The sequence below is a fragment of the Pseudanabaena sp. FACHB-1998 genome (assembly GCF_014696355.1).
Lineage (GTDB): Bacteria > Cyanobacteriota > Cyanobacteriia > Pseudanabaenales > Pseudanabaenaceae > Pseudanabaena.
On record NZ_JACJQA010000024.1, the window covers coordinates 135460 to 148887 of the forward strand.

At 42.0% G+C, this 13428-nt stretch carries 14 protein-coding genes; 12 read left to right on the forward strand and 2 right to left on the reverse strand.

The annotated features are described in order from the left end of the window. Window positions 1-248: 248 nt before the first annotated feature. The 8 genes from H6F42_RS08785 (at window position 249) to H6F42_RS08820 (ending at window position 9746) form a co-directional block, all read left to right on the forward strand. Window positions 249-938, forward strand: a complete 690-nt coding sequence (locus H6F42_RS08785) for a response regulator transcription factor (RefSeq protein ID WP_190398976.1) — start codon at window positions 249-251, stop codon at window positions 936-938. Between the two features lie 61 nt (window positions 939-999). After that, complete coding sequence (locus H6F42_RS08790; protein ID WP_190398977.1) at window positions 1000-2277, forward strand: adenylate/guanylate cyclase domain-containing protein; 1278 nt, start codon at window positions 1000-1002, stop codon at window positions 2275-2277. Then, window positions 2267-4045 (forward strand): TPM domain-containing protein, encoded by a 1779-nt coding sequence (locus H6F42_RS08795; protein WP_199288960.1) that lies wholly within the window; start codon window positions 2267-2269, stop codon window positions 4043-4045. The genes H6F42_RS08790 and H6F42_RS08795 overlap by 11 nt, the downstream gene beginning before the upstream one ends. Before the next feature lie 226 nt (window positions 4046-4271). After that, window positions 4272-7316 (forward strand): L-glutamate gamma-semialdehyde dehydrogenase, encoded by a 3045-nt coding sequence (gene pruA / locus H6F42_RS08800; RefSeq protein ID WP_190398978.1) that lies wholly within the window; start codon window positions 4272-4274, stop codon window positions 7314-7316. A gap of 78 nt (window positions 7317-7394) precedes the next feature. Beyond that, entirely contained in the window at window positions 7395-7865 is a 471-nt protein-coding gene (locus tag H6F42_RS08805) for a DUF29 domain-containing protein (protein ID WP_190398979.1), read from the forward strand. After that, window positions 7866-8621, forward strand: a complete 756-nt coding sequence (locus H6F42_RS08810; protein WP_190398980.1) for a hypothetical protein — start codon at window positions 7866-7868, stop codon at window positions 8619-8621. Window positions 8622-8728: 107 nt separating this feature from the next. After that, window positions 8729-9361 (forward strand): DUF697 domain-containing protein, encoded by a 633-nt coding sequence (locus H6F42_RS08815; RefSeq protein WP_190398981.1) that lies wholly within the window; start codon window positions 8729-8731, stop codon window positions 9359-9361. A gap of 187 nt (window positions 9362-9548) precedes the next feature. After that, window positions 9549-9746 (forward strand): hypothetical protein, encoded by a 198-nt coding sequence (locus H6F42_RS08820; protein WP_190398982.1) that lies wholly within the window; start codon window positions 9549-9551, stop codon window positions 9744-9746. A 7-nt stretch (window positions 9747-9753) separates the two neighbouring features. Here the strand turns inward: H6F42_RS08820 and H6F42_RS08825 are convergent, their stop codons facing one another. Next, a complete protein-coding gene (locus H6F42_RS08825) occupies window positions 9754-10362 on the reverse strand; it encodes a hypothetical protein (RefSeq protein WP_190398983.1) in 609 nt (202 codons plus the stop codon). A gap of 280 nt (window positions 10363-10642) precedes the next feature. Here H6F42_RS08825 and H6F42_RS08830 point away from each other — a divergent pair, with 280 nt between their 5' ends. The 4 genes from H6F42_RS08830 (at window position 10643) to H6F42_RS08845 (ending at window position 12266) form a co-directional block, all read left to right on the forward strand. Further along, a complete protein-coding gene (locus H6F42_RS08830) occupies window positions 10643-10999 on the forward strand; it encodes a type II toxin-antitoxin system RelE/ParE family toxin (protein ID WP_190398984.1) in 357 nt (118 codons plus the stop codon). A 2-nt stretch (window positions 11000-11001) separates the two neighbouring features. Then, entirely contained in the window at window positions 11002-11295 is a 294-nt protein-coding gene (locus tag H6F42_RS08835; RefSeq protein WP_094535353.1) for a helix-turn-helix transcriptional regulator, read from the forward strand. 174 nt (window positions 11296-11469) lie between these two features. Continuing rightward, window positions 11470-11766 carry a DUF1778 domain-containing protein gene (locus tag H6F42_RS08840; protein ID WP_190398985.1) on the forward strand — a complete coding sequence of 99 codons (297 nt, stop codon included), beginning with the start codon at window positions 11470-11472 and terminating at the stop codon, window positions 11764-11766. Further along, complete coding sequence (locus tag H6F42_RS08845; RefSeq protein ID WP_190398986.1) at window positions 11757-12266, forward strand: GNAT family N-acetyltransferase; 510 nt, start codon at window positions 11757-11759, stop codon at window positions 12264-12266. Before H6F42_RS08840 ends, H6F42_RS08845 begins: the two co-directional genes overlap by 10 nt. Before the next feature lie 350 nt (window positions 12267-12616). On the opposite strand, the gene H6F42_RS08850 is transcribed toward H6F42_RS08845, so the two are convergent. Continuing rightward, window positions 12617-13330, reverse strand: coding sequence for a hypothetical protein (locus H6F42_RS08850; RefSeq protein ID WP_190398987.1), 714 nt, complete (start codon window positions 13328-13330; stop codon window positions 12617-12619). Window positions 13331-13428 lie beyond the last annotated feature (98 nt).

The following is a 13428-nucleotide window of genomic DNA, read 5'->3' on the forward strand; positions in this document are numbered from 1 at the left end:
TGAATTTGTATATCTTCCTGAAGAAATTTCAAACCATTTTTTAAGATTTGTCACAGATACCTTGTTTATTGAAGTGTGGATTATTGCTCCTGCCGTAGGCGGGAACAATAACCCACGCTTATTCTCTTGAAAAGCACTAAAGGTATAACAAATCTTAAAAAATAGCTTTTAGAGAGTATTTTGTTTTTATTGCCCCTTCTGTGAGATTCTGGTAAGAATATAGACCCTGCATATTCGCAAAAGTGCTTATGAGTTCGATTCGTGTTGTCCTAATTGAAGACCATGACCTGACCCGCATGGGCATGAAAATCGCTTTACAACAGCAAGGAGAGCTAGTCTTTGTTGGTGAAGCAGCGACAGGCGCGGAAGGCGTGGCGCTGGTAAATAGCCAACAGCCTGATGTGGCGATCGTGGATTTAGGCTTACCAGATATGGATGGCGTAGAGGTAACGCGCCAAATTAAGGCGGCAGCCACAGAAGCTGGCAAAGCTACCAAAGTATTAATTTTGACATTGACTGATAACCAAGAGACAGTACTTGCTGCCTTCGCCGCAGGTGCGGACTCTTATTGCATTAAGGATATTAGCTCGGAAAATCTGGTGCAGGCTTTGAGATTAACTGCCGAGGGTAACTCATGGATTGATCCAGCGATCGCCAGTATAGTGTTGCAACAGGTACGCCGTAAGGAGGCGACTGTGGAAATTGCTGCTGCTGAGGCTGATTATAAACAGGTTCTAGAAGCGACACCACTGACAGAGCGCGAGTTAGAGGTATTATCCGAAATTGTCAATGGTAATAGCAATGCCGAAATTGCTGAACGCCTGTATATTACGGTTGGCACTGTCAAAACTCATGTGCGAAATATTTTGAACAAGCTATGCGCAGACGATCGCACCCAAGCCGCAGTTCGAGCCTTGAGAGCAGGATTAGTCAAGTAACCACAAAAAGAAAAACGGCGTTCTGCGCCGTTTTTCTTTTTTGCAATATTGGGTAATTGCGATGACTGAAAAACTTAGCAAGAAGCGTTACTCCACCAATCTGTTTGATGTTACACAGGACATCATTGGTGCATTGCCCTTAAAGCTCGTTGAGCAATGGCTCAGCAGTGATCAAACCTATGATGATGCGCTAAAGCTGCTGGCGACCCATCAAGTACAGGGCTATAGCGTATCCTCAGACTCCGTTGGTTTAACTAAGCTCTGTCAGCAAAAAGGATTGCTAGAGATTTTGGCAATTATCAATCAACCGAAAAAGATTGTGCATGGCTATGGAAAAGCGATCTCTGGGGAAAGTGTGGGGATATGGGCGGCGGACAATACCCAAATGTTTTATCCAAATTCCGTTGAGGCTTCCACCCTTGTTGCTGCGCTCTTAACTATTCAAGATGAAATTAATCGCAGTTGTCAGATCAAGATTGGTTTAGGCGCTCATTATGGCAGCTTCTATCAAATTAGTGGCGGCTTGTATGGAACGGAAGCAAATGCGATCGAGGAGGTTGCGGAAAGTCATACTGAGGGGGGCGAAATTCTAATCTCTCAGGCCATATGCGATCGCTTACCCGTCCAGCATAATTTCACGCTAGAGCGTCGTGATGACTTACCTCAGAATTTGACTGCGGAAATTGGCAATATTTATCGTGTCTTAGATGGCGCAAGATTAGAAGATCTAAGACCCTCTGATCAACGCTATCCAATTCCCTATTCTGAAGACTTTTATGCCAATTTATTAGAATACGAGACAAGACTAGAAGATCATGATTTTGCCCATTACTTGACGGATAAGTATATGCAGCAGAAGGTCGTGGTACTAATCGAGAGCAAAAGTGAAGTTGCCGACATCCATGAAATTACGATGTTCAATCAGCTATCATTTTCAGCACTCATGAAGGATATTGGGCTAAGGCTCATTGCTCCTGAATTAGAGGCAGAAATTAAAGTCGTTAGCTCTTTGGGAATTTATGCCTTTGATCAGGCGATCGCCGCACTTAATTTCGCCCAAACCTTCCGACAAGAACTCGCAAAGCAGGATCTTACTTGTCGCATTGGGCTCGATCAGGGGGAAGTTTTAATTTTTAATTTGGCGATCGGCACGAGAGACATTGCAGGAAGCCCTGTAAATGTTGCTTCAAAAATGGCTCAAGATCGAGGGGAATTTGGTAAGTTATATTTGAGTGCTGCGGTTAGGGATCTACTGGTTAGGGATGCGGTCGAAGTAAGTAAGTTTCGCGAGATTAAATACCAAGTTTCAGGAGTGGAGATCACAGCTTATGAAGGGTAATTGGCTTGAATGGTTACAAACTAGCGCAGTAAGGATTTGGCAATTTCAGAAGAAAACCAAAAAAATGCAGCGATCGCTCCGCCTGCGGCGCATTTTTTTGCTCTGTTTTTTAATCTGGGCAGTGGTATTACCCATATCGCCTATATGGGCTATTCCCATTCAAGATATTCCCAATCCTCGCAAAACAAATGGGACTTGGGTAAGTGATGTCGCCAATATTCTCAGTGCGGAGACCGAATCTCGAATCAATCAAAGAATTTCTCAACTAGAGGCTCGTAAGGGTTCAGAAGTCGCGGTTGTGACGGTTCCCGATACAATTCCCTTATCCAGCCCTAAAGCCTATGCAACGGAACTATTTAATACATGGGGGATTGGTAAGCGTGGTGTCGATAATGGTGTATTACTTCTAATTTCTGTAAATGAACGGAGGATTGAGATCGAAACTGGTCGCGGGCTTACTTCCCAACTCAGCAATGCTCAAGTTACGCAAATTATCGAGACTAAAATTAAGCCTGAGTTCAAGCTTCAGAAATTCGACCAAGGGACAATTAATGGTGTCGAGGAAATCACGAACCGTTTAGAACAAATTGGTGTCCCTAGCTTTGATTTTGCGCCAGTTTATAGGGTTATGGGCGGATTAGGGATAGCGATCGCCCTAGGCAGCATTGCTTGGATAGTCTCAAAAATCAACTCGTGGTGTCAGCTATTACCTGACAGAGAACGGTCGTCTAGTCCATTAGTATTTCAACTTAGAGTTCCCCAACTCAAACAAGTAGCTAATAGACCGATATTAATGCTGTCTCTGGGGATTAGCGCGATCGCCACTAGTGCAGATGCTTTTTTGTTATCCGAGGCAGCCACAGGTCTGTCCATAAGGTTAGATAACCACTTTGTAGATTTCCTCGGCATCAATGCCGCGATCGCCCTGATTAGTCTTCCCCTGTGGTTTGGCATTACTTACTATTGGCTAGCAAAATTGGCAAAGGCTTTCCAGCAACCACCCCCTCTACAACTATGGAAGCAATGGGGCGCGATCCTTCTCAAAAATTTATTTCTCTTACTGGGAATTCAATATTCGCTTTTATTAGTAATAATCCCCTTAATATCTCCAACTGTTGCCGCACTCTTGCCTAGCGATATTCTGTTTATAGCGATCGGCTTGAGTCTTGCCATGAGCTATCAACTGTTTCTGATTCATCTCGTTAATCAAGTATCCTTAGATAAGAAGAGCGAGAAGAGTACTAGAGAGCAGTTTTTTTGTGCCACTTGCCATAGCGTAACTCAGCACCTCGATAAGGTTTTAAGCAATACTTATCTCACTCAACCTGAGAAACTCGCAGTTGAGCTAGGCAATGCGACCTATGATTTGTATACTTGCGATCGCTGCCATTCTAAATCTGAGCGCGATCGGCAACATATTTATTGCCAGCCGAATATTCTCAAGGCAACATCTATTTGTTCTAAATGTAAATATCCGACAGTAATTGGCGCTTCTCTCGAAAAGTCACGTAAACCCAAAAAATTTCCGAAACAAGGCTCAAAGGAGGCTGTGAGTATCTTGCAATGCCAGAACTGCTTCTATGAACAGCCTGTCTATCCTTATGTTGCGCCAAGCTATACCAGCAATAGTCTTTATGAGAGTAGTTCTGACTATAGCTCTAGTTCTAGTAGCTATGATTCCTCTTACTCAGATTATGGAAGTAGTAGTTCTAGCAGTGATTTTGGGGGTGGCAGTAGTGATGGAGGAGGTGCTGGTGGTGACTGGTGAGATCCTATAGAAAGGCGGCGCGATGCACCACCTTTCTGTTATTGGTATTATTTGTCATGACTTGCTTACAATTTGCACTAGATTTTGCGCTGTGGCGATCGCTGACAACCTATAAATAGCAACAATTATCGCCTTCTAATTTCCAGATTTAGCTAACAAAGCTACAAATAACCAAAGGATGGTTACTAGCTATACTGATTGATTGCAAGGTTTATGGATTACAGCAGTGGTTAGCCCAACACAGCGAGCAAATACAAGCTCTAACAACAAATTTGATACTTCCCTTGATGTCTCAAAATATGAAGCGAAGACACAGGAAATCGCGAAGAAGATTTTAAGTGGCAATGAGAAAGGTTCCTTTTGGTCAAAATTATCGCAAATTAAGGATGAATTGCGACTTGATGACAAGCTCATGGCTTGGACGATGGAAAACGAAGGCTTGCGAGTGCAGTTATTTAGATTGATTGATTGCTTGCCAGCATTGCAGAGCAAGTCAGAGATCGCTAGTCATATGCACGAATATCTCGCTAGTAATGCCGTAGATGTGCCAGCATTGCGGGGATTGCTCAATTTCAGTACCGACAATCCTAATTCTCTAACAGCAACGGCGGCGGCTACCGCGCTCTCGACCTCCGTAGGAACTCTTGCCAAGCGCTATATCTGCGGTGAAAACTTGAATGAAGCGACCAAATCAATCGAGAAACTACGGCGCGATCGCTTTGGCTTTACAATGGATCTGCTCGGTGAAGCGGTAATCAGTGAAGTGGAAGCCGAGGGCTATCTTAATCGCTACATCGGCATGATGGAAGATTTGTCTAATAAGGCAAAAAATTGGGGATTGATTGATCAAATCGATAAAGCTAATAGTGAAGAACTAAAGCGGGTTCAAGTTTCCGTAAAGCTTAGTGCTTTCTATTCCCAATTCGATCCCCTCGATCCCATTAAGACTACAGAGAAAGTCAGCGAACCTGCTAGAGTTCTCTTGCGTAAAGCGCAGACTTTAGGCTGTGGCATCCATTTTGATATGGAGCAGTATGAATTCAAATCTCTCACATTGCAAATTCTCAAACAAGTTCTAACGGAACCAGAATTCCGCGATCGCACCGATGTTGGTATCACCATCCAAGGCTATCTCCGCGATAGTGAGCAGGATTTATTAGAACTAGTCGAATGGGCAAAATTACGCGGTAAGCCTGTCACCGTGCGCCTAGTCAAAGGAGCGTACTGGGATCGTGAAACTATTCGTTCCTATCAACAGGGTTGGGCTATTCCTGTATTCTCCGATAAAGTTTCCACCGATGCCAATTATGAGCGCTTAATTCAGATTCTATTAGAAAATCATCAATATCTCTATGCAGCGATCGGAAGTCATAATGCGCGATCACTAGCTAAGGCGATCGCAATCGTCCAAACCCTGAATATCCCTAGTCGCGCCTTTGAAGCCCAATGTCTCTATGGCATGGGTGACAAATTTGCCAAGGCGATCGCCGATATGGGTTATCGTGTGCGCGTGTACTGTCCCTTTGGTGATTTGATTCCCGGAATGTCTTACCTAATTCGCCGCCTGTTGGAAAATACCGCTAATAGTTCTTTTTTAAGAATTAGTGGAGAAAGTAGCGATATCGGTAAATTGATTGCTGCTCCAGTCAAAAGCGATCGCGATCTGAATTACAACGGCGCACCTGTCCAAAATGTTTTTGATGGCTTTGTCAATTCTAGCGATCGCGACTATGCCATTGATCAAGAACGTGAAGCCGCCCAAACTGCATTAGAAAAGGTTCGCAATCAACTCGGTAAAACCTATTTACCAATCATCAACGGTCAGCCTGTTCAAACTGAGAACTATGTAGAATCCGTCAATCCTGCTAATTCATCGCAAGTAGTTGGTAAAATCGGTCTAGCCAGCATCGACCAAGCCGAAGAAGCCGTCAAATCTGCAAAATCCGCCTTTACCTCATGGAAGAAACTCAGCGCTAAAGAACGGGGTGATATTCTCCGCAAAGCTGCGGACATCATGGAAGAGAAGCGGGAAGAACTGATTGCATGGATTTGTTGGGAAGTTGCTAAACCAATTCGTGAAGGCGATGGTGAAGTTTCCGAAGCGATCGATTTCTGCCGCTACTATGCCAAAGAAATGGAACGTCTCGAATCAGGAGTACAGCGCAATCTTCCAGGGGAAGACAATACATACATCTATCAACCTCGCGGCGTTGTCGTGGTGATTTCGCCTTGGAATTTTCCCTTTGCGATCGCCTTGGGTATGAGTGTCGCTGCGATCGCCGCAGGTAATACTGTCATTCTCAAACCCGCCGAACAGTCCTCTGTAATTGGTGCAAAAATCGCGGAAGTTCTCCAAGCAGCAGGATTACCCACAGGCGTATTTACCTATCTCCCTGCCAAAGGCTCGACTGTTGGTTCCCATTTAGTCAAACATCCCGATGTGCATCTAATTGCCTTCACAGGTTCGCAGCAAGTGGGATGTCAGATTGTCACTGAAGCTTCTATTTTGCGCCCCAAGCAAAAACACATGAAGCGCGTCATCGCTGAAATGGGTGGCAAAAATGGCATCATCATCGATGAAAGCGCCGACCTCGATCAAGCTGTAGTGGGCGTAATGAATTCCGCATTCGGTTTTGCGGGTCAGAAATGTTCCGCTTGTTCAAGAGCGATCGTCTTGGCTCCCGTCTACGACAATTTCATGGAGAGATTAGTGGAAGCCACCCGTTCCTTAATTGTCGGTGAAGCTCACGTTCCAGACACCAAACTCAGCGCTGTGATTGACGCTGCTGCTCAACGCAATATCCAGAACTACATCGCTAAAGGTAAGGAAACCGCCAAACTCACCTATGAAGGCGAAGTTCCTAATCATGGTTTCTATGTCAGCCCCACTATTTTTGGTGATGTTGATCCTGACAGTGCGATCGCCCAAGAGGAAATCTTTGGTCCCGTACTGGCGGTAATCAAGGCGAATAGTTTTGATGAGGCAATGGCGATCGCTAATGGTACTGACTTCGCGCTCACGGGCGGCTTATATTCGCGCACTCCTTCCCATATCGAACGCGCCTATCGCGAGTTTGAAGTGGGCAATCTCTACATCAATCGCGGCATCACAGGCGCTTTGGTAGATCGCCATCCCTTCGGTGGTTTCAAGCTAAGCGGTATCGGTTCCAAAGCTGGCGGACGCGATTATCTATTGCAGTTCTTAGAGCCGAGGTCTATTACCGAAAACACTCAGCGTCAAGGCTTTGCGCCTCTTGATGGTATCGAGTAATTAAAGTCAGGCAAGGGGCTTAAGCCCCTTGTTCTTTGGGATATACTTTGTAAATGCTGTATCGCATTGCCTAAACTTATGACTCAGACTATTGAACAAAAAATAACTTTGTACGATCGCGATCTTAATTTGTGGTTAGAAGAGGCGATCGCTCAGTTAAAAGCAGGTGATTTTCAAAATCTAGATGTAGAAAACTTAATTGAGGAGTTAGAAGGTTTGGCGGGTAGAGATAGGCGCGAGTTAGAAAATAGACTAACCACTTTGCTAGAGCATTTACTCAAGCGGATCTATGTCAAAAGTGAATATAACTATGCGGGGTGGGTTAGAACTATCAATAGAACAAGGATAGAAATCTGCAAAATCTTGCGACAGTCACCTAGTCTCAAAAACTATGCAAACAGTCCCGAATTGTTTCAAGATGCTTTTGATGATGCGCTCAAGTTAATGCGATCAGATCCAGATTATAAGTCTGTCAATTTTCCTAACACGTGGCAATTCAGCCGAGATATGGACGCTATACTCAATATTGAATTTTGGGAAGAAATGTAGATGGATATGAAGGATGTCCCAAAAAATATGCGCCGAGTCGGGATGCTTTTGTTCCAAAGTGCATTTATTGAAGCTTTACAAGGACACACTCCAATGTGTGTAGTTCATGCAGCCCATGCAGCAGAAATTTTACTAAAAGCCAGAATAGCTCAAGAACACCCTCTCTTGATTTTTTCTAAACTGCCTAAATCAGAGCCTAACAAGGATAATCTTACACTTATTGATTTGCTAAAAGATGGTCGCACTTTCTCATATGACGAATTACCTGAGCAACTATGGGCAACTACAGGAATTAAAGTCAATCAGATTACTCAGTATAAAGAGTTTGGGCGGTTAAGAAACCAAGTTATTCATTTTTCAATGACAAATGCTAAAAACCTAGATCAATTAACGCTAAATTATTCACTAGAACTGCTAGACCCTTTAGTAGAGAGTTTTTGGGGCAGGTCAGTCATTGAATTTATAGCGCGAGATCCTTCTGCCTCTAGTTATATAAGCTCTGGAATATTGGAAGCGCAGATATTGGGAGATTCTAACGATCAACGCTTAAGACGTTTGTTAGGTGACGGAAGTAAGAAAGCGTATGAAAGAATAAAAGAAGAATCAGAAAAATCAAAAGCTGAGTTTGAGTATATCAACTCTCTAGATGCTAATGATATCGAGCATATGTTTCCTGATACTTGTACCATGTATTATGATGACGACGATCAATCAGTTGCAAATGAGAATTGGCAAAATTTTCTTGATTCTTTCTAAGTTTTTATCTCGCATATTATGTGATTTTTCTCAACATTTTATCTTAGGTCAATTAAATTTTAAAGCATTAGTATAATAAACTGAATTATTAAAAAAGGTTATTTGTAATGAACTTAGACGATATTTTAGAATATATAACGGCTGACCATTCTAATTGTAGTGAAGTAGAAAAGCAAAAAAAATGCTCACAAGTACGCACGATAGCCGCAGGTGCAGGTGCTGCTTTAGCGTTAGTTCCAATGCCTTTTGCTGACATTTGGACTATTACTCCTGTCCAGTATTTAATGGTTAGAGCTATAGGAAATATTTACGGCTACAAGATTAGTGAAAACTCTGTGGGAGAAATAGTAGCTGTAATTGGTGGCGGTTTTCTTGGACAGCAGACAATTTTAGCTCTCTTTAAAATAGGGCTGCCAGGTGCTGGAGGATTCTTCGGTTCTGCTTTTGTATATGGATGGACTTTCGGTATGGGTAAGTCGGCAGAGCTTTACTTTGCTAGTGGCATGACTGCAACAAAAGATGATCTAAAAAGAGCAAGAGAAAGTGGTGCTAAAGAGGGAGAAAAAACTTATCGTGAAAATGAGGTTAAGGATGCTGAATTAAAGAGTCGAATCCAAAATATGCTTAAGATGGGATTGAACAAAGAGCAAATTATTTATGCAATTTGGAATGTGACAGCTAGTGATAATACATATGAAAAGTTTGAAATTGAATTTAGAAGACTAACTGATAGCTTTTAGAATATTGGTTACTTTGAACTTAGATTAGGGTCAGCCCAAGCTTAATTAAGTCACAATCAGCCAAGTTTATCTATTTTTTGAAAAATGAATTGATTCAGACTATCGGACAAAAAATAACGCTGTGCGATCGCGATCTTAATTTGTGGCTAGAAGAGGCGATTTCTTACTCTAGCTTATTCAAAAAACTATGATTAAAACTCAAATTTTAGAAGCGATCAAACAAATGCCAAATAGCGATCACCTAGAGGTAATCGAATTTGCTCTAAAGCTACTGCGGCAAGACATAGACAAGCCAGAAAAACTTAGCCTAAGAGAAACTGCTGAAATCATGCGTCCCTTCTATGCCGAAAACAGCAATCTGACTGAGTTTGTCGATAAGTCTTAGCCTTGTTCTATTGATTGATAATACCAACCAAAATTTGAGCTAATTCTTCGATATCCTCAGGAATCCGATACAGTGAAGCAATCTGTATTATCTGTTTCGATTTCGCATCTAAGTATCCAAACTGCCAAACATTCCCAATCGTCACGGCTCCATAAAGTTCATTCTGCCCTTCAGCTTCAGCAAGAGCAATTAACTCTACTGCTAATTGAGTAAATCCTTTGGTAAGGTCATCATTCTTAGCCTCTACAACCAATAAATTATGAGTAGAACGTACAAGGTAATCTAGATAACCTTTCAGCCAATTATTTACATTTAATGGATATTCAATTCTTAATTGACAATTGCAATGGACTGTAACCGCAAGTAATAAAGGAGCAACTAGCGTTTCACGACGAGCAGTTTCGCTAGTAAGTCGGATATGAGGTAAGAAGGATTCGATGCGATCGCGTAATTCGGGAACCCAGTTTAGAGTTTCTTCTGTTTTCGGTAATGGAATGCGATCGCTAGCAAATGTATAGCCAAATTCAGCCAGAATTTCGTCCGCGCCGTAGGACATCTCGAAGTAGGAGCGAAAAGTATATGATTGATCAGCTTGGAGGATCGGTATTTTAGACATATATCTCTGATTCTTTACTGATAAATCCTTGGGTTGCTTAAGCCTATTATGCCATCGCGTCGCTTAAACTGATGATACAGAATATTTTATAAATTTAACTTTGCGATCGCGATCGCAGTTTATGGTTAGAAAAGCCGCTGAGCTAGGATAAGAGAGCTATACACTCTTTATATTTTATGAGTTTATGTACCAGAAATGATACAATAGTCAAATCAAAATCAAATACTCATTTATTTATCACTTAATCTCTATTTTTTGAAAGCTTCTGCTTGATTTTTCTATGAGCAATATTAAGAGAATTAAAGCAAGCTTTTTCAAAACTGAATCTGATAAAGAACCTGTTAGAGATTGGCTGATGACTTTATCTAAAGAAGATAGACAGAAAATAGGAGAAGATATTAAAACAATTGAGTTTGGATTTCCAATCGGAATGCCTACCTGTCGCCCTATGGGTAAAGGATTGTATGAAGTGCGTACTAATCTTGAAAATACGATTACTAGAGTCTTATTTTGTGTGGAAGGAGAGCAAATGATTCTTTTGCACGGGTTTACCAAGAAAACGCAAAAAACACCTAAAGAAGATTTGAATCTAGCCATCAAGCGACAGATTGAGTTTAAAAACAAAGCTAGGAGTTAAACATGTCTAATAATTGTCATTTAGGTTCGGCTTTTGATGACTTTCTAGAACAGGAAGGGATTTTAAATGAAGTAACAGAAGTTGCACTGAAGCGTGTTTTGGCTTGGCAAGTTGAACAAGCAATGAAAGAACGTGGCTTAACTAAATCCAAGATGGCTAAATCTATGCAAACTAGCCGCGCAGCACTAGATCGCTTACTCGATCCTGAGTATGATTCTGTGACTTTACGAACTTTAGATAAAGCGGCTAGAGCAGTGGGGAAAAGAATTAAGATAGATTTAGTGGATGTTATTTAATGCTCCCCAACTAAAAACTATGCCTCAGACTATCCAGCAAAAAACAACGCTGGGCGATCGCGATCTTAATTTGTGTTTAGAAGAGACCATCGCTTTTCATGAAACCCGATAGTGTATTGACATTGTATATACAAAACATTAGAATAAAGAAGTGTGTATTTTAGGCAAATCCCCATGTCTACTTCAATAGATAACCTTCCTTCTAGCCAAAATCGCGATGTAACGATTAATATCCGTGTGAAACAAGAGAAACGGAATATCATTGATCTTGCTGCCGAAGTACAGGGTAAAACACGCTCTGAGTTTATGCTTGAGTCAGCATATCAGAAGGCGCAAGATGTTCTTTTAGATTGGGCTTTCTTTGATTTAGACCCATTGAAGTATCAGGAATTTACAGCATTATTGGATGGAGTTCCTCAGCCAAATCAAAAGTTACAGAAGTTACTAACAACTAAATCTCCGTGGGAATAAGTTTAGATAATTTGCGATCGCCTGAAAAGCTCAATTTATCTCACCAGATCAAGGGGTTCGACTCTGGCAATAGTCAACTAGATGACTGGTTAAAGAATAAAGCTATCAAAAATGAACTTGAGGGTGCTTCGCGTACCTATGTTCTCTGTACTGATGATGTTGTGATTGGTTTCTACTGCCTTTCTAATGGCTCAGTGATTCAATCTGTTGCTACGGGTAAAGTGCGGCGGAATATGCCCGATCCAATTCCTGTAATGGTGATCGGAAGGTTAGCAATTGATCGCAGGTGGCAGGGGAAAGGGCTTGGTCGGGCCTTGCTAAGGGACGCGATTTTAAGAACTCTACAAGCGTCTGAAATTGCGGGAATACGAGCTATCCTTGTCCATGCTATTTCTGAGAATGCGAAGGTTTTTTACGAGAAATGTGGATTTACAGCTTCGCCTATCAATGAGATGACTCTCATGATTAGGATTAAAGATGCGATCGCGATATTTCAGTAATCATAAATATACTTTATAAATTCTCTATCGAATCTCCTAAACCCATGCCCCAGACTGAGCAAAAACCAACGCTGTGCGATCGCGACTTTTGGTAGCGGATTTTATGCTTATGCTTGACCCATTTCCCAGAACTAGGATCATTAAAAACATCCCTTTGAAAATGTTTCAAAGGGATGTTTTTATATAAACCAAATTCATCATAGTAGTGATGTAGCCGTAGCCATTCTTGTTAGGACACAAAACCAGAAGCGAGTGGCGGCGATTTGCGCCGCCACTCGCTTCTGGTTTTGATTTATCCTAATCCAAGTGTTAGCTATATTAGCGGTAAGCGATTATAGCTAACACTTTATTTATGCTTGGCTCTGACCGTTATAGGTGGTTCTTTCAGTATGCCGACTACGAGCGCCAACACCTGCTCCAATCACCGCAGCCGCAAGTCCTAACAATGAACCAAAAGTAAAAGCCCAGCTAGCCTTAGATCCATTTGAAGCAACCTCACGAGTTTGTTGAGCGCTCAAAGTAGGCATCGGGCTTGGTGTTGCTCCAGCATTTGGTGCCACTCCTCCAGAAGGAATACTATTTCTTACATCAGGAATAGTAATTCCATTTTGTTGGGCTTGATTAGCAATCCTATCGGCATTAGCAGCCGCCAACCCAAAAGCACCAGTGACTCCAACAGCTAATAACAAAGAGCTAATTGCTAGAGTTGTTGCCCAGAGAATTGCTCCATTAAGAGCCGCCGTACTCCGATTAACCGATCCGAAAGATCTGGCGGTTACCCAACCACCGATAAATAGAGAGATAAATAGACTAATGATTGTCCAGATACCAACGGATTGAGCAACATCACCTGAGTCAGAGCGAGGTGCGCCCGAGTCTGCAATATTACCAAAGCCCAGTGCAGCACCGATCGCACTTAGCAATAATTGAGAGCTTATGGCTACCACTAATCCCGCGATGATTGCGCCCCAATGAACGCGATCGCTAAACTCTGTAACACCATTATTACTATTATTAATACGACGCTCTGTAATAACTTCGCCTGGCTGATTAGTATAAATCATGATTTTTTTTCCTGTTAATTGGGACAGTTAGTTTGAATTTTGCTCTTAATAAGCGATGAATTTTCCATCACTTCAGTTACTTTTTTGATCATCTTTTG